14 protein-coding genes and 3 pseudogenes are annotated in these 18,191 nt (G+C 36.2%); 16 read left to right on the plus strand and 1 reads right to left on the minus strand.

Going from position 1 to position 18,191, the window contains the following annotated elements; genetic code table 11:
* Positions 1-163: 163 nt before the first annotated feature.
* From A3I1_RS0104780 to A3I1_RS0104815, 9 genes and pseudogenes are all read left to right on the plus strand, one after another.
* Positions 164-1,132 (plus strand): thiamine pyrophosphate-dependent dehydrogenase E1 component subunit alpha, encoded by a 969-nt coding sequence (locus tag A3I1_RS0104780; protein WP_018370144.1) that lies wholly within the window; start codon positions 164-166, stop codon positions 1,130-1,132.
* Between the two features lie 25 nt (positions 1,133-1,157).
* Complete coding sequence (locus A3I1_RS0104785; protein ID WP_018370145.1) at positions 1,158-2,156, plus strand: alpha-ketoacid dehydrogenase subunit beta; 999 nt, start codon at positions 1,158-1,160, stop codon at positions 2,154-2,156.
* Positions 2,157-2,332: 176 nt separating this feature from the next.
* A pseudogene (locus A3I1_RS08695) lies at positions 2,333-2,609 on the plus strand (biotin/lipoyl-containing protein); the annotation flags it as partial.
* 59 nt (positions 2,610-2,668) lie between these two features.
* A pseudogene (locus A3I1_RS0104790) lies at positions 2,669-3,727 on the plus strand (dihydrolipoamide acetyltransferase); the annotation flags it as partial.
* A 71-nt stretch (positions 3,728-3,798) separates the two neighbouring features.
* The gene (lpdA, locus tag A3I1_RS0104795; RefSeq protein WP_018370147.1) at positions 3,799-5,541 is read left to right on the plus strand and encodes a dihydrolipoyl dehydrogenase; all 1,743 of its coding nucleotides are present in this window, start codon (positions 3,799-3,801) and stop codon (positions 5,539-5,541) included.
* Between the two features lie 81 nt (positions 5,542-5,622).
* Entirely contained in the window at positions 5,623-6,615 is a 993-nt protein-coding gene (locus tag A3I1_RS0104800) for a lipoate--protein ligase (protein WP_018370148.1), read from the plus strand.
* A gap of 71 nt (positions 6,616-6,686) precedes the next feature.
* Entirely contained in the window at positions 6,687-7,061 is a 375-nt protein-coding gene (locus A3I1_RS0104805) for an OsmC family protein (protein ID WP_018370149.1), read from the plus strand.
* 295 nt (positions 7,062-7,356) lie between these two features.
* The gene (locus tag A3I1_RS0104810; protein WP_018370150.1) at positions 7,357-9,081 is read left to right on the plus strand and encodes an ABC transporter ATP-binding protein; all 1,725 of its coding nucleotides are present in this window, start codon (positions 7,357-7,359) and stop codon (positions 9,079-9,081) included.
* A 1-nt stretch (position 9,082) separates the two neighbouring features.
* Positions 9,083-10,828, plus strand: a complete 1,746-nt coding sequence (locus A3I1_RS0104815) for an ABC transporter ATP-binding protein (protein WP_018370151.1) — start codon at positions 9,083-9,085, stop codon at positions 10,826-10,828.
* 67 nt (positions 10,829-10,895) lie between these two features.
* On the opposite strand, the gene def is transcribed toward A3I1_RS0104815, so the two are convergent.
* On the minus strand, positions 10,896-11,510 hold the full coding sequence (gene def, locus A3I1_RS0104820; protein WP_018370152.1) for a peptide deformylase: 615 nt from the start codon (positions 11,508-11,510) through the stop codon (positions 10,896-10,898).
* A gap of 195 nt (positions 11,511-11,705) precedes the next feature.
* Here def and rpsO point away from each other — a divergent pair, with 195 nt between their 5' ends.
* The 7 genes and pseudogenes from rpsO (at position 11,706) to rlmB (ending at position 18,131) form a co-directional block, all read left to right on the plus strand.
* On the plus strand, positions 11,706-11,975 hold the full coding sequence (gene rpsO / locus A3I1_RS0104830) for a 30S ribosomal protein S15 (RefSeq protein WP_018370154.1): 270 nt from the start codon (positions 11,706-11,708) through the stop codon (positions 11,973-11,975).
* Positions 11,976-12,195: 220 nt separating this feature from the next.
* Positions 12,196-14,346 (plus strand): annotated as a pseudogene (pnp, locus tag A3I1_RS0104835) (polyribonucleotide nucleotidyltransferase); the annotation flags it as partial.
* Entirely contained in the window at positions 14,330-15,091 is a 762-nt protein-coding gene (locus A3I1_RS0104840; RefSeq protein ID WP_018370156.1) for an SseB family protein, read from the plus strand. The pseudogene pnp and the gene A3I1_RS0104840, both read left to right, overlap by 17 nt.
* 20 nt (positions 15,092-15,111) lie before the next feature.
* Positions 15,112-15,633: a serine O-acetyltransferase gene (gene cysE, locus A3I1_RS0104845; RefSeq protein ID WP_018370157.1), complete on the plus strand. Its 522-nt coding sequence runs from the start codon at positions 15,112-15,114 to the stop codon at positions 15,631-15,633.
* Positions 15,630-16,979, plus strand: a complete 1,350-nt coding sequence (gene cysS, locus A3I1_RS0104850) for a cysteine--tRNA ligase (RefSeq protein ID WP_018370158.1) — start codon at positions 15,630-15,632, stop codon at positions 16,977-16,979. The genes cysE and cysS overlap by 4 nt, the downstream gene beginning before the upstream one ends.
* Positions 16,972-17,361 carry a Mini-ribonuclease 3 gene (locus A3I1_RS0104855; protein WP_018370159.1) on the plus strand — a complete coding sequence of 130 codons (390 nt, stop codon included), beginning with the start codon at positions 16,972-16,974 and terminating at the stop codon, positions 17,359-17,361. Before cysS ends, A3I1_RS0104855 begins: the two co-directional genes overlap by 8 nt.
* A gap of 41 nt (positions 17,362-17,402) precedes the next feature.
* Positions 17,403-18,131 carry a 23S rRNA (guanosine(2251)-2'-O)-methyltransferase RlmB gene (gene rlmB / locus A3I1_RS0104860; RefSeq protein ID WP_018370160.1) on the plus strand — a complete coding sequence of 243 codons (729 nt, stop codon included), beginning with the start codon at positions 17,403-17,405 and terminating at the stop codon, positions 18,129-18,131.
* Positions 18,132-18,191 lie beyond the last annotated feature (60 nt).

Here is an 18,191-nt window from a genome sequence, read left to right on the forward strand (position 1 = left end):
AAATGACTAATAGAATATATGAGCACAAGAAAACTTTGTGAAAAATATAATTAATTTTACGAAAAACTCCCTCAGATATGTATAAGAAAGCGGTTAAAAAACTTGCACTTTGTGAAGTTTTATTATATGATGGAGATTGTAAAATGTTATAGTGGAGGAAATTATGGTTAAACTTTCTAAAGAAAAATATTTGGAAATGTATTTGAAAATGCAACGCATCAGAGAATTTGATATGCGTATAAATAAATTAGTGCGTCGTGGATTTGTACAAGGGATGACTCACTTTTCTGTTGGTGAAGAAGCAGCTAGTGTTGGTAGTGTTGCTCACCTATCTTATGAAGATATTATTTTCTCAAATCACCGTGGTCATGGACAATCCATTGCTAAGGATATGGATTTGAATGGGATGATGGCTGAGTTAGCTGGTAAAGTAACTGGTGTGTCTAAGGGCCGTGGAGGTTCTATGCACTTGGCTGACTTTGAAAAAGGAAACTATGGTACCAATGGTATTGTTGGTGGTGGTTATGCTTTAGCAGTTGGTGCGGCATTGACACAGCAATACAAAGGAACAAATAATATTGTTGTCGCTTTTTCAGGTGATGGTGCAACAAACGAAGGTTCATTTCACGAATCAGTAAATATGGCAGCAACATGGAAATTGCCAGTTATTTTCTTTATTATCAATAACGGCTATGGTATTTCAATGGATATCAAAAAAGCAACTAATACGCCTCATTTGTATACTCGTGCAGAAGCTTATGGTATCCCAGGATACTATGTAGAAGATGGAAATGATGTTATAGCAGTTTATGAAACGATGGCTGAGGCTGTTAAACACGTTCGTGGAGGTAATGGTCCAGCGATTGTAGAGGTTGTTTCCTACCGTTGGTTCGGACACTCAACAGCAGATGCTGGAGTATACCGTTCAAAAGAAGAGGTAAATGAGTGGAAGAAAAAAGATCCTCTTCTAAAATACCGTGACTTCCTAATCAAAAAGAAAATTGCTACAGCTAAGAAACTTGATAGTATTGATGCTGATGTGGTTAAAGAAGTTGATGCAGCTTATGAGTTTGCACAAAATAGCCCAGATCCAGAACTTTCTGTAGCTTTTGAAGATGTTTGGGTAGACTAAGGAAAGGAAAGAGGAGAAAATAATAATGACTGAAACTAAAGTAATGGCTTTACGTGAAGCAATTAACCTTGCAATGACTGAGGAAATGCGTAAAGATGATACTATTTTCTTAATGGGTGAAGATGTTGGGATCTATGGGGGAGACTTTGGAACTTCTGTAGGAATGTATGAAGAATTTGGTGAAAAAAGAGTGAGAGATACTCCAATTTCTGAAGCAGCAATTGCAGGTTCAGCAGTTGGTGCAGCAATCACGGGTCTACGTCCAATCGTTGACTTAACCTTTATGGATTTCTTGACAATCGCTATGGATGCTATTGTTAATAATGGTGCTAAAAACAATTATATGTTTGGTGGTGGGCTTAAAACACCCGTAACATTTAGAGTTGCTTCAGGTTCTGGTATTGGTTCTGCTGCACAACACTCACAATCTCTTGAGGCTTGGTTAACTCATATTCCAGGAATTAAAGTTGTTGCACCTGGGAATGCTAATGATGCTAAAGGCTTATTAAAATCTGCTATTAAAGATAATAATATTGTTCTTTTCATGGAACCTAAAGCACTTTATGGTAAAAAAGAAGAAGTTAGTCTGGATCCTGATTTTTATATTCCACTTGGTAAAGGAGAAATTAAACGTGAGGGTAAAGATTTAACCATTGTTTCTTATGGTCGTATGTTAGAGAGAGTTCTAAAAGCTGCTGATGAAGTTGCAAAAGATGGGATTAATGTTGAAGTTGTTGACCCAAGAACACTTATTCCACTTGATAAAGAATTGATTATTGATTCTGTTAAAAAGACTGGTAAATTAATGCTTGTTAATGATGCCTATAAAACTGGTGGCTTTATTGGAGAAATTGCTACCGTAATCACAGAAAGTGAAGCTTTTGATTATCTTGATCATCCGATTGTACGTTTGGCAAGTGAAGATGTTCCTGTTCCTTATGCGCGTGTCCTTGAACAAGCAATACTTCCAGATGTTGAAAAAATTAAAACAGCTATTTATAAAATGGTTAATAAGGGATTGTAATTTAAGATTTTCATATTCGTTATTATAGAAAATTTAATCACACTCTCATAAACTTATTGTTATTTGCTAATTGATTATTAGTTGCTTGGTAAATAATAATGATATAAGAATAGAGAGAAAAGACGATGGCAATACCATCTCTTTTCTACGTTTATATTTTATTTGAAAGGAATTTTATGGCTGTCGAAATTATAATGCCCAAACTCGGGGTTGATATGCAAGAAGGCGAAATCCTCGAATGGAAAAAACAAGAAGGAGACATGGTTAATGAAGGAGACATACTCCTTGAAATCATGTCTGATAAAACAAATATGGAACTTGAGGCAGAAGATTCTGGTATCTTATTAAAAATTGTCCGTGGGAATGGTGATACTGTTCCAGTTACTGAAGTTATCGGTTATCTTGGTGCAAAAGGAGAATCTCTTGATAATCTTTCTGCTTCTTCAACTGAATCGAAAGAAACTCCTCAAGAGGTTGCAAAAGTACTAGAAACGCCTGTTCAATCAGTATCTCAAGTTGTTGCTTCAATCCCTCAAGGAAATAACGGGAAAGTGAGAGCAACCCCAGCAGCTCGCAAAGTAGCTAAAGAGTTAGGTATTGATTTAGGACAAGTTCCTGGTACAGGACCGCTTGGTCGCGTGCACAAGGATGATGTTGAGAATTTCAAAGGTATTCAACCTAAGGCAACACCTCTTGCTAAGAAAATTGCTGAAGATAAAGGTCTTGACTTATCTACCATTACAGGAACTGGTTACAATGGTAAGATTATGAAAGAAGACATCATGGCTGTTCTTAATGCTTCTAAAGCAACAACTGAAGTAGCACAGGTAACTAAACCGGTTGAAAAATCAGTGAAAGAATTACCTGAAGGCGTTGAAATTATTAAGATGAGTGCAATGCGTAAGGCTATTTCTAAAGGGATGACACATTCTTATCTTACTGCACCAACCTTTACACTTAACTATGATGTTGATATGTCAGAAATGATGGCACTTCGTAAGAAGCTAATCGATCCAATCATGGCTAAGACAGGAAACAAAGTAACCTTTACTGACCTGCTTGGTATTGCTGTTGTTAAAACATTGATGAAACCAGAACATAGTTATCTTAATGCTTCTCTTATCAATGATGCTACTGAGATTGAACTTCATCGTTTTGTTAACCTAGGAATTGCGGTAGGATTAGATGATGGTCTTATTGTGCCAGTTGTTAAAGATGCAGATAAGATGACAATTTCTGATTTTGTTATCGCTTCAAAAGATGTGATTAAAAAAGCACAGTCTGGTAAATTGAAAGCGACAGAAATGTCAGGCTCTACATTTTCAATTACGAACCTTGGAATGTTTGGAACTAAATCATTCAATCCAATTATCAATCAACCAAACTCAGCTATTTTAGGAATTTCAGCAACTATCCCAACCCCTGTAGTTGTTGATGGTGAAGTTGTTGTTCGTCCAATCATGGCGTTGAGTTTAACGATTGACCACCGTCTTGTTGATGGTATGAATGGTGCTAAATTTATGGTTGATCTTAAAAACCTCATTGAAAACCCATTTGAGTTATTGATTTGATAACATCAGGTTTTCATAAAAATAGATAATAAGAAATCACATTTGATTATTGAAATAAAAAGGAGATAATAATGGCAATTGAAGTTATCATGCCCAAACTCGGTGTTGATATGCAAGAAGGTGAAATCATTGAGTGGAAAAAACAAGAAGGAGATGAAGTCAAAGAAGGAGATATCCTTTTAGAAATCATGTCTGATAAAACAAATATGGAGCTTGAAGCTGAAGATTCTGGTGTTTTAATCAAGATAGTTCACGGTGATGGTGCCACCGTCCCAGTGACAGAAGTTATTGCTTATTTAGGTCAACCTGGTGAAAGTGTTGATACTGAAGCAGCAACCACCAAAGAAACAACAAAAGAACTTGAAGCTGCCGGTTTAGAGGTGCCTAAGTCTTCTGCTCAAGAAGTGGCAAAAACACCAAAAGCTACATTAGCTGAAGATGAGTATGATGTTATTGTTGTGGGTGGTGGGCCAGCTGGATATTACGCTGCTATTCGTGCAGCTCAACTTGGTGGTAAAATTGCAATTGTTGAAAAATCAGAATTTGGTGGAACATGCTTAAACAAAGGATGTATTCCAACAAAAACTTATCTTAAAAATGCAGAAATTTTAGAAGGTTTGAAAATTGCAGCCGGTCGAGGAATTAACCTAGCTTCAACAAACTACACTATTGATATGGATAAAACCGTTGATTTTAAAAACTCAGTCGTTAAGAAATTAACAAGTGGTGTTTCTGGCTTGTTGAAAGCTAATAAAGTGACCATGTTTAATGGTCTTGGTAAAGTTAATCCAGACAAGACTGTTGTGATTGGTAGCCAAACAATCAAAGGTCACAACATCATCTTAGCAACTGGTTCAAAGGTTTCTCGTATCAATATTCCAGGAATTGATTCTAAACATGTGTTAACATCTGATGATATTCTTGATCTTCGTGAAATTCCAAAATCATTAGCTGTAATTGGTGGAGGTGTTGTTGGTGTTGAGCTTGGATTAGTCTTTGCATCATATGGAACAGAAGTAACAGTTGTTGAAATGGCTGATCGTATCATTCCTGCTATGGATCGTGAAATTTCTCTTGAATTGCAAAAAATCCTTTCTAAGAAAGGTATGAAGTTCATGACTTCTGTATCATTAGAAGAAATTGTTGAAACTAATAATCAATTGACACTTAAGGTGAGTGGTCAAGAAGTTGTTGTTGATAAAGCTCTTCTTTCAATTGGACGTGTACCACAATTAAATGGTCTTGAAGATCTTAATCTTGAGTTGGAAAGAGGTCGTATCAAGGTTAATGAATACCAAGAAACCTCTATTCCTGGTATTTATGCACCAGGTGATGTAAATGGTCAAAAAATGCTGGCACATGCCGCTTACCGTATGGGTGAGGTAGCTGCTGAAAATGCTATGCGTGGCAATATTCGAAAAGCTAATCTTACTTATACTCCAGCAGCTGTTTATACTCACCCAGAAGTTGCTATCTGTGGCTTAACAGAAGAACAAGCACGTGAACAATATGGCGATGTTTTAATTGGTAGAAATAGTTTTACTGGAAATGGACGTGCGATTGCTTCAAACGAAGACCATGGTTTTGTTAAGGTAATAGCTGATGCTAAATATCATGAAATCTTGGGTGTTCATATTGTAGGACCATCTGCAGCTGAAATGATTAATGAAGCATCAACCATTATGGAATCTGAATTGACGGTTGATGAAGTAGCACTTTCTATCCATGGACATCCTACTTTCTCAGAAGTAATGTATGAAGCTTTCATGGATGTATTAGGAGAGGCTATTCATAACCCACCAAGACGTAAATAAGCACAGTAAAAGATAAATCTTAGATTACCTAAGATTTGTCTTTTCTTAGTTCCAACATTATCATTAGATAAGGAGTTACGAATGAAATATATTGTTAACAACAGCAACGACCCAGCTTTTAATATTGCTTTAGAAGCTTATGCATTTAGAGAACTAATGGATGAGGATGAAATTTTTATTCTCTGGATAAATGAGCCTGCCATTATTATCGGTAGACATCAAAATGCAATTGAAGAAATTAACAAAGAATATACTGATGAACATGGTATCAAAGTGGTCCGTCGTCTTTCAGGTGGCGGTGCTGTTTATCATGATTTAAATAATCTCAACTATACTATTATTTCTTCAAAATCAGGAGAAGAAGGAGCTTTTGATTTCAAAAGATTTTCAGCCCCAGTTATTGAAACATTAGCAGATATGGGTGTAAAAGCTGAGTTTACTGGTCGTAATGACTTAGAAATTAATGGTAAAAAATTTGGTGGTAACGCTCAAGCATACTATAAGGGACGTATGATGCACCATGGTGCTTTACTTTTTGATGTTGATTTATCAGTTTTAGCAAGTGCGCTCAAAGTAAGCAAGGATAAAATTGAATCAAAAGGGATTAAGTCAGTTCGAGCACGTGTGACTAACATTTTAAGTGAATTACCTAAAAAAATCACGGTTACTGAATTTAAGGATGCCCTTTTAGAGCAAATGAAAAAAACACATCCAGATATGACTGAATATGTTTTATCAGATGAAGAATTATCTCATATTAAAAAGTCGGCAGAAGAAACTTTTGGCACATGGGATTGGACTTATGGCAAAGCACCAGAATATACGATTTCTCGTAATGTGCGCTATCCAGCTGGGAAAATCACCACTTATGCCAATGTTGACAAATCAATCATTACTTCGATCAAAATCTATGGCGACTTCTTTGGCATTAAAGATGTTAGTGATATTGAAGAATTGCTGGTCGGTGTTCCATATGAATACCCTGCAGTTCTTGAAAAATTAAAAACCATCGATACAACTGCTTATTTCTCACGTATGACAGTAGAAGAAGTGGCAAAAGCTATCGTGGCTTAGTAAGTTTTTAACAGGAGCAGATGATGTCTTCTCCTGTTTTGTTTATAAATTATTTATCAAAGGAGTTTAATATGTATCAAACAAAAATAATCGGTGATCGACTTTTTCATGTCAAATCTGAGGGTTATGGGGACTCTGTAGAGCTATTTGGTGTGAAACAACATGGAGAAACGCCAATGAGTCTTGTTAATATTGCCTTGGGGTCATGTATTACCATGTGTGTGCAAGGGTATTTTAAAAAACACCATCAATTAAATGAGGTACCAATTGAAGTATCTTCCTCGTATGAAGATGATCATTTCAACTTAACAGTGGCTATCCATCACCCTTATACTCAAGAAGAATCTGGAGCTATCATAGCTTATATTGATGACTACTGTAGTGTTAAAAAGTTATTACGTAAAGATATTAAGGTTGATATTTCTCTATTAAAAGTTGACAAATAAAATCTGAAGCTGTTTTAGAGGTGGCATATTTTGCTTAAAAAAATAAAATGGTTTACATCTTTGTCTATTTATGTTACGATTAATAACAGATTTAAGAAAGGAGTTTAAAATCATGAATAAATGGTTGTATGATTTAATGATTAATAATTTAGTACTTCTTTCTGGCTTGAAAAGTTAGTCTCTTTTTGACGAGCTAATAAACAAGGACCTCGATAGGAGTGCTATCTATCGGGGTTTTTTGGTATTCATGAGAAATTACAATTTAACAAAGAGAAAATCTTAGAAGGAGATTAATGTGTTTCAATTGGTCTTTCGCTATATAAAACAAAAAAAGTGGCTTTATTTATTAATTATAGCAACGCTGATTATTTATGATGTAACCTTAGTTATTCCAACAAAGCTGATTCAACAAGTTATTGATAAGATGTCACATCAACAGTTGACGACTACTGAGTTAACAAGGACCATTTTACTGCTGTTATTAGTAGCAGTGATCTCATACATCTCATCTTATATTTGGCACTTTTACTTGTTTCGATCCTCGGTTGACTTTCGTTTTGGAATTCAGAAAAAAGCTTTTCAAAAATTATTAATGATGCGAACGCCATTTTACGAAAAATTTAAGTCTGGAGATGTAATGACGCGTTTTACTACGGATTCAGAAGGGCTGAAGGAAATGGTTGGCTATGGATTGATGATTGTCTTTTTTTCAGGTGGAATGCTATTATTTGTTATTCCGGTTATGTTTTTGATATCATGGCAAATTAGTATTATGGCTATCTTACCTATTATGTGTTTAGGAATAGTTGTTTATCTTTTAGGGAAAAAGCAAGATACTGTAGTTGAAGCCAATCGTGAAGCTATTGCTGGATTAAATGATGAGGTCTTGGAAGTTGTTGAAGGGATTCGTGTGACAAGAGCTTATGGAAAAAAAGAATTGCAACTTAAAAAATTTCAACAAAAAGTGAACGATTTAGCAAAAAAAGGAGATGACATCATGCGTTATCAGTCCTTGTATGGGCCAACCTTCTTTTTCTTTGTTGCTGTTTCCACAACTATTATTCTCTTTATGGGAGCGACTGCCATCCAAAACAATCAGTTGTCTTTGGGACAAGTCATTGCTCTTCAACTCTATACGATGTCTCTGATTGAACCTTTTTGGTCGCTGTCTGATTTTATTTTAGTTTACCAAGTGGGAAAAACATCTTTTGAAAAAATCCATGAGTTGTTAGAAACTGGCGATGATTTGGAAGAAGATGGAACAATAATTTTACAGATTCCTGAAGAAATTCAATTTTCTAATTATTCTTTTACTTATCCAGGTAGCTCCCAAGTTAGTTTATCGGATATTAATTTAGTCATTAGACGGGGTGATACTATTGGAATTGTTGGCAAAACAGGCTCAGGTAAGACTACTCTTGTACGACAATTTCTCAGACAATACCCACTTGGCAAGGGAATATTTGAAATTAATCACCAATCTGTTTTTAGTTACCAAAAAAAATCGATTGAAGCAGCAATCGGTTATGTACCACAAGAACATATTTTGTTTTCAAAATCAGTTGAGGAAAATATTGCTATAGGAAAAACTAATGCGACCCTAGCTGAGATTTCAAGTGCTGTAAAGACAGCTGCTTTTACAGAAGATTTAAAGAGAATGTCATATGGACTCTCAACAGAGATTGGTGAAAAAGGGGTATCAATTTCTGGTGGGCAAAAACAAAGGATTTCAATAGCAAGAGCTTTTTTAAAAAATCCAGAAATTTTAATTTTAGATGATTCTTTATCGGCAGTTGATGCAAAAACTGAGCAAGAAATTATCCGCAATATTCAAACAGAGCGAAACGGTAAAACAACCATTATTGTTAGTCATCGTTTGTCAGCTGTTAATCATGCTGATTGGGTTATTGTTTTAGATGAAGGTAGGATAATTGAAGCAGGTAAGCCAATAGATTTAGTGGCACGAGGTGGCTGGTATTATGAACAATACCAACGTCAGCAAACAAAAGAGGAGGACTAGCATGCCTGTTTTTATAGCATTATTAAAAGAATTAAAAAAAGTTCGAAACCTCTTTTTTCTAGGATTTGGTTTATTATTAGTAGCAACTGTTTTGCAGCAGTTATCTCCTTTAATTATTCAACAAATCATTGATGGTTCTTTACGCTCTCTTTCGAGAGGCAAACCGATGGAGGGTTCTCTTTTTATCACTCGCTTGGTCTTGTTTATTAGTACTGTTTTTGCATCAAGTATAGGACTCTATGCTTCTTCTCGATTATTGATGCACTGTGCGAATAAAACGGTGGCTCATATAAGAGAAAAAGCCTATCAAGTCTTGCAACACCTACCAATTGCTTATTTTGATGATAAACCAGCGGGTAAGATTGCTACTCGCATTATCAATGATACAGAAAATTTACGCAGACAATTTTATTCAAATTTTTTATCTAATATTCTTATTGTTAGTCTAAGAGTCATTAGTATCTATGCAATTGTTTTTTCTCTTGATTGGAAGTTGGGTTTATTTCTTATATTATTAGTTCCTTTATTTTATTTTTGGCAAAAACTATATCACCAATTATCAGAGAAACCCACAGCCAACTTTTTCAATGCTAGAAGTGATATCAATACTCAAGTTAATGAAACAATGAATGGCTTTTTTATTATTCAACTCTACCATCAAGAAAATAAAATAATGACGCAATTTGATGAGATGGCAAATAAAATGCGCCAATCAGAGAATACTAATATTTGGATTAGTAGTTTTTTATCGTGGACATTAACAGAATTTTTAAAAAATTTAGTATTGGCTGGAATGATAACCATTGTTGGCTACCAACTTTTAGGTGGTGAAGGTTCAATGACACCAGGAAAACTATTTATTTACATCAACTATATCAGTATGTTGTTTGATTTGATGGGTAATTTAGTACGTAGCTTGCCTAATGTGAAGCAATCTCTTGTTACTGGAAAACGTGTTTTAGAATTGTTGGAAGAAGCTTTAGAAGAAGATGATGAAGCCATCATTCAGGTGCCGTTTGGTCAAGTTGATTTTGAAAATATTTCTTTTTCATATGAAGCTGATAAAAAAGTTTTAAAAAATATTACTATCCATGCTAAAGCAGGTCAGACTGTTGCTCTAGTAGGTCATACAGGTTCAGGAAAATCTTCTATTATGAATCTTTTATATCGTTTTTATGATCCACAAGAAGGTCATATTATGATTGATGGTCAAAATATTAGGCATTTCTCAAGAGAGAGTCTTCGTGGTCATATGGGGATTGTTCTTCAAGAGCCATATATTTTTTCAGGAACAATTGCAAGTAACGTGGCTATGAATAATCCTGTTTTTTCTGATGAAGAGATTATGATAGCTCTAAAGCGTGTTGGTGCTAATGATATGATTACTCGATTAAAAAATGGTATTCATGAAAAAGTGGTCGAAAAAGGGGCAGCCTTCTCTAGTGGTGAGAGACAGTTGATTGCTTTTGCAAGAACTCTGCTTGTTGATCCAAAGATTCTTATCTTAGATGAGGCAACATCTCATATTGATACAGAGACAGAAGAGATTATCCAAAAAGCAATGGCAGTTGTGAAAGAAGGTCGAACAACCTTCATTATTGCTCATCGACTCTCAACCATCCAAGATGCTGATCAGATATTGGTCTTAGATAATGGTGAAATTGTTGAGCAAGGGACCCATCAAGAATTAATGGCTCAAAATGGTCGTTATGCTCAGATGCAAGACATTCAAAAAACGATTGCTTAATAAGAAAAACCCTCTGACCTTGTTAGTTTGTTGCTAACAAGGTCAGAGGGTTTTGTTGTTTTAGCGACTAATCTAATAGGAGAAGTCCTTCTTTTCTTTCAAAAGGATTTTTAGGATTGATACGATCATAAAAAAGCACCCCATTGATATGGTCAATTTCATGTTGGACAACAATGGCATTATAACCTTTTAATTTTAGTTTGTGTTTTTCATTGTTTTTATCATAGTATTCAATAGTGATGCGAGAATGACGAACCACGTAGCCTTCAACGGTGCGATCAACAGATAAGCATCCCTCTCCTTCAGCTAAAGCAGCATCTTGAACAGAATGTGATAAAATTTTAGGATTATACATGACTTCTTCTAAAGCATAGGCTTCTTTTGGTGGATTTCCTTCTGGGTCTTCAGGATTTGGCACTAAAACGGCAATAATGCGTTTTGAAATATCAATTTGTGGTGCAGCTAACCCAACACCAGCACGCAGTTTCATTTTTTCAGCCATCACAGGATCTTGTGAGTGTTTTAAAAATTGCATCATTTTTTCACCAAGCTTGATATCTTCATCAGAAAGTGGTAGATTGACTTCTTTTGCTTTAGCACGAAGTGTTGGGTTTCCTTCTCTGATAATATCATCCATATCAATCAGATGACCAGCACGAATTAATTTTTCTTGAACAGACATGAGTCTTCCTCGATTTCTAAATCTAATTTCATGTTTAACTATATCATAAAAAAAACAAGAAATAAAGTGGACTATTTGACAAAAGGGAGACTCTTTTGATACAATGAATGATGTCTATAGGACATACCAACTTTTTCTTGGTTTTAGGTCTGCCAAAACCTATGACTCGGATAAAGCATCAAAAGGAGAAAAATAATGGCAATTTCAAAAGAGAAAAAAAATGAAATTATCGCACAATACGCTCGTCACGAAGGTGATACTGGTAGTGTTGAAGTTCAAGTGGCAGTTTTAACATGGGAAATTAACCACTTAAATGAACACATTAAAAAACATAAAAAAGACAACGCTACTTACCGTGGATTGATGAAAAAAATCGGTCATCGTCGTAACTTATTAGCATACTTACGTCGTACTGACGTTAACCGTTACCGTGAATTAATCGGTTCATTAGGTCTTCGTCGTTAATCAAGACTGTCAAAAGAAAAGTTCCCTTTGGGAGCTTTTTTCTTTTTTAGAAAATGAAAACATCTGAAAAACAGTGATTAAGACGTTTCTTATTTTATCTCATTTGTGGTAAAATAAAAGAGATACATGATTGATACAAAGATGAGGTTATTTCTAGGGAAATAGGTTGATTTTTGTAGCAAACGATGTATCAAATAATAAATAGATTCAAGGAGTTTTTATGTCAAAACAAGTCTTTAAAACAACCTTTGCCGGACGACCTTTAGTAGTTGAAATTGGTCAGGTAGCAAAACAAGCCAATGGTGCTGTTGTTGTTCGTTATGGTGAAACAACTGTCTTAACTGCAGCAACCATGTCTAAAAAAATGGCAACTGGTGATTTTTTTCCACTTCAAGTCAATTATGAAGAAAAAATGTATGCTGCTGGAAAATATCCAGGTGGTTTCAATAAACGAGAAGGCCGTCCAAGTACTAATGCAACCTTAACATCTCGTTTGATTGACCGTCCGATACGTCCAATGTTTGCTGAAGGTTTTAGAAATGAAGTGCAAGTGATTAACACAGTACTTTCATACGATGCCAACGCATCTGCACCGATGGCTGCTATGTTTGGGTCATCACTTTCATTATCCGTTTCTGATATTCCATTTGATGGTCCGATTGCAGGTGTTCAAGTGGCTTATGTAGATGGTAAATACATTATTAATCCAACACAAGAAGAACAAGAAGCTTCTGCTTTAGACCTTATTGTTGCAGGAACTAAATATGCCATTAACATGGTTGAGTCTGGTGCTAAAGAATTAACTGAAGATATCATGTTGGAAGCTCTCTTACTTGGTCATGAAGCTATTAAAGAATTGATTGCCTTTCAAGAAGAAATTGTTGCCCAAGTTGGTAAGGAAAAAGCAACTGTTGAACTTCTCCAAGTCGATAAAGCCTTACAAGTAGAAATTATTGCTCAGTACAATGCACAATTGCAAAAAGCTGTTCAAGTTGAAGAAAAACTAGCGCGTGAAGCAGCAACAGAAGCTGTCAAAGAAGAAGTTAAGGCAGTCTACGAGGAGAAATTCGCTGACGATGAAGACTTTGCGACTATTATGCGTGATGTGGCAGAGATTTTGGAACAGATGGAACATGCAGAAGTACGACGTCTCATCACAGAAGATAAAATTCGTCCTGATGGCCGTCGTGTTGATGAGATTCGTCAACTAGATGCTGAAATTGATTTTTTACCACAAGTGCATGGTTCTGGTTTATTCACGCGTGGTCAAACACAAGCCTTATCAGTCTTAACCTTAGCACCGCTTGGTGAAACACAATTGGTTGATGGTCTTGACGAGGTTTATAAAAAACGCTTCATGCATCACTATAATTTTCCACAATATTCTGTTGGTGAAACAGGCCGTTATGGAGCACCTGGCCGTCGTGAGATCGGTCATGGAGCACTAGGAGAACGTGCTCTTGAGCAAGTGTTACCAAGTTATGAGGAGTTCCCTTATGCCATTCGTTTGGTAGCAGAAGTCTTAGAATCAAATGGTTCTAGTTCTCAAGCTTCAATTTGTGCAGGGACTCTTGCTCTTATGGCTGGTGGTGTACCGATTAAAGCGCCAGTTGCAGGAATTGCGATGGGCTTGATTTCAGATGGGAATAATTACACTATTTTAACTGATATTCAAGGACTAGAAGACCACTTTGGCGATATGGACTTTAAAGTGGCTGGTACAAGAGAGGGTATTACCGCTCTTCAAATGGATATTAAGATTGCAGGAATCACTCCTCAAATCTTAGAAGAAGCGTTAACACAAGCAAAAAAAGCACGCTTTGAAATTCTTGATGTTATTCAAAATACTATTCCAAAAGCTCGTCCAGAATTGGCACCTACCGCACCAAAAATTGATACTATTCAAATTGATGTTGATAAAATTAAAATTGTCATCGGTAAGGGCGGTGAAACTATCGATAAAATTATCGCTGAAACAGGAGTTAAGATTGATATTGATGAAGAGGGCATGATTTCTATTTATTCGAGTGATCAAGAAGCAATTAATCGTACAAAAGAAATTATTACTAACTTGGTGCGTGAAGCTAAAGTTGGTGATGTCTATGAAGCTAAGGTTGTTCGTATTGAAAAATTTGGTGCCTTTGTCAATCTCTTTGATAAAACAGATGCTCTTGTTCATATTTCAGAAATGGCTTGGACAAGAACCAACAAAGTAGAAGACTTGGTTGCTATTGGCGATATGGTTTCGGTTAAAGTGATTAAAGTTGATGATAAGGGGCGAGTTGATGCGTCTATGAAAGCACTTTTGCCACGACCACCACGCCCTGAGAAAAAAGAAGATAAAGAAGAAAAACATGACAAACAAAACAAACAATAACATCATGGCTGAAATTGATAAACGTTTGCGTGCCTTTATCAATACACCAGAGAATTTTTTAGATAGTATTGCTCTTGTAAATGTCTTTCATCAGTATCCGGTTTGGGCTAGTGATACACCTTATGCTATTGAGGTAGATGGCAAAAAAGTGACACCAGTATTTACTGATGAGAAAGATTTGGAGGCTTTTAAAGCTATTCAAGAAAGTGCTCAAACAAAAAAATGGGTTCATCGTTCCGGTTTGGAAATATTAGAAGAAGCATTAGTTAATAAACTTTATGGTCTCGTTTTTAATTTGAAAAAAACTGGTGATTTTGGCAATACAACTACTTTTAAAAGTCAAGAATTAGTAGCATTTATTAACTATTTTACTACTATTTTGAATCGATTAATGAGTGAAGATAATCAAAAAGCAGAGAAATTGGAAAAATACTATCTGATACCATCATTTTCTATGACTAACAAAGAAAATGAGAAAAAGCTATTTCCGACTATGACAAATCCTGATGGTGACATTTATATTCCAGTTTTTTCAAACTTAGAAAGTTTTGCTCGCTGGTATAATCATGAAAAATTTGGTTTACGTTTTAGAGAGGCTAAGGGCACTGTGTTAGCTTTGAGATTGACCGAATTAGAGCAATTACAATCAAAAGAAAATGAAATAGAGTCATCACAAGGAATTGTTATTAATCCTTTTGATGAAGAAATGGAGTTACTTTCTTGGGAAAAATTTACGTAAGAGACTAGTAAAGGAGAATTATGGGTTGGTGGAAAGAGACCATTGCTATTGTTAAAAAAAATGATCCTGCAGCAAAAAGCACCTTGGAAATTTTACTGACTTATCCTGGGGTAAAGGCACTTGCTGCTCACCGATTATCACATTTTTTATGGCGTTATGATTTTAAATTATTAGCAAAAATGCATAGTCAATTTTGGCGTTTTTTAACACAAATTGAGATTCATCCTGGTGCTCGAATTGCTTCAGGGGTATTTATTGATCATGGCAATGGTTTGGTTATTGGAGAGACTGCAATTGTTGAAACAGAAGTTCTTCTCTATCACGGTGTGACACTTGGTGGCACTGGTAAGGAATGTGGTAAAAGACATCCAACGGTGAGACGTGGTGCTTTAATATCTGCTCACTCACAGCTGATTGGACCTATCGAAATTGGTGAATATGCTAAAGTCGGTGCTTCGGCTGTTGTTTTAAAAGATGTTCCAGCAGGCATTACCGTTGTTGGTATTCCAGCAAAACCAACAAAAAGTAAGGGGACTGTATGATTAAAATTTATGACACGATGACAAGAAGTCTTCAAGATTTTCAACCAATAGAAGAAAATATGGTGAAAATGTATGTCTGTGGGCCAACAGTTTATAATTACATTCATATAGGTAATGCTAGAAGCACTGTTGCTTTTGATACTATTCGCCGATACTTTGAATACCGTGGTTATCAGGTAAATTATATTTCAAACTTTACCGATATCGATGACAAAATCATCAAGGCAAGCCTTACATTAGAGATGACTCCTAAAGAAGTAGCAGATACTTTTATTGCTGCTTTTAAAGAAGATACCAGTAAACTTTTTGTGAAACCGGCGACGGAACATCCGCGTGTGATGGATTTTATTCCAAATATTATTAATTTTATTACTGTTTTATTGGAGAAAGATTATGCCTATGAGGCTTCTGGTGATGTCTACTTTAGAGTGGCTAAATCAGAAAATTATGGCAAGTTGGCAAATAAAAGCTTAGCTGACTTAGAGGTTGGAGCTAGTGGTCGTGTTGATGATGAGATGGCTATCAAAGAAAATCCTCTGGATTTTGCTCTTTGGAAATCAGCCAAAGAGGGAGAGATTTCTTGGGAGAGCCCTTGGGGAGTGGGTCGTCCTGGCTGGCATATTGAGTGTTCTGTTATGGCAACGCAATTGCTAGGTGATACGATTGATATCCATGCTGGAGGCGCAGACCTTGAGTTTCCCCACCACACCAATGAAATCGCGCAATCTGAAGCTAAAACAGGTAAAACCTTTGCCAATTACTGGATGCACAATGGTTTTGTCAATGTTGACAATGAAAAAATGTCAAAGTCTTTAGGCAATTTTGTCACTGTTCATGATATGCTAAAAACGGTTGATGGTCAGGTGCTTCGTTTCTTTTTGGCAACGCAGCACTATCGTAAACCAATTAATTTTACTGAAAAAGCGATTCACGATGCAGAAGTCAACCTTAAATACCTTAAAAATGCCTATTCACAATCCTTTAAAGAAACTGTGGATGAGAATCGTTTAAATGAATTTGTCACCCAGTTTACTATAGCTATGGATGATGATTTTAACGCTGCTAATGGGATTACCGTTATTTTTGAATTGGCTAAATGGATTAATTCAGGCAACTACAACCAAGCTGTTAAAACTGTTTTTTCTGACTTGTTAGGTGTTTTTGGTATTTTCTTTGATGATGAAGAAGAAATTCTTGATGAAGCAATTGAAAAGTTGATTAGAGAACGTCAACAAGCTAGAGAGAATCGAGATTTTGTTACAGCTGATCGTATTAGAGATGATTTAGCAGAAAAAGGGATTAAATTATTAGATACCAAAGATGGTGTGAGGTGGACGCGTGCTTGATGTTAACTTGATTAACGGGATTGCTCTAGCTTTTGAAGGGGATGCGGTTTACTCGATGTATGTTCGTAGACATCTCATCATGGTCGGGCAAACAAAGCCCAATCAGCTGCACCGGATGGCGACACACTACGTGTCGGCCAAGGCACAGGCCATGCTAATTAATAAACTAATTGAAGAAAAGTTGTTGACGGAAAAAGAAGAAGACATCTATCGCCGAGGTCGTAATGCGACCAGTAACACCAAGGCAAAAAATACAGATGTCATTACCTATCGGATGTCAACTGGCTTTGAAGCTGTGATTGGCTATCTTCATATGACCGAACAATTCGAGCGCTTGGAAGAATTGATAGCCTGGTGTTTTAAAGTTGTCGAAGAATCATAAAAAAGACAAGGAAAGTTGTCTTTTTTTGTTATAATGAAGGTATGGAAAATAATGATATAGTTTATGGCGTTCATGCCGTAATTGAGAGTTTACAGGCAAATACAGGCAATAAGCTTTATTTGCAGGATGATTTGCGTGGCAAAAATGTTGATAAGATAAAAGCTCTGGCAACTGAAAAAAAAGTGTCTATTTCTTGGACCTCTAAAAAGGCCTTGTCTGAGATGACGCAAGGAGCAGTCCATCAAGGCTTTGTTTTGAGAGTCTCTGCTTATGCCTACTCTGAATTAGAGGCTATTTTGGCGAAGGCTAGTCAAGAGGAGAATCCACTTATCCTTATCTTGGATGGTTTAACGGATCCTCATAACTTTGGTTCTATTTTAAGAACAGCTGATGCGACTCAAGTTAGTGGTGTGATCATCCCTAAACATCGGGCGGTTGGTGTGACACCTGTTGTTGCGAAAACTTCTACAGGTGCGATTGAGCATCTGCCGATTGCGCGGGTGACCAATCTTAATCAGACAGTCGATAAACTAAAAGAAGCTGGTTTCTGGATTTTTGGCACTGATATGGATGGCACACCAGCAACCAAGTGGAATACTTCTGGGAAGATCGCCTTGATTATTGGTAATGAAGGTAAAGGCATTTCTGCCAACCTGAAAAAACAGGTGGATGAGATGATAACCATTCCCATGGGTGGGCACGTACAAAGCCTCAATGCCAGTGTGGCTGCAGCAATTCTCATGTATGAGGTTTACCGTCATCGCTTGTAAAAAAACGTTGCTTGGTGGTAAGGATTTAATAAAAAAGGAATAGATGAAAGTGTGAGAAAG

The organism is Streptococcus marimammalium DSM 18627 (assembly GCF_000380045.1).
GTDB lineage: Bacteria > Bacillota > Bacilli > Lactobacillales > Streptococcaceae > Streptococcus > Streptococcus marimammalium.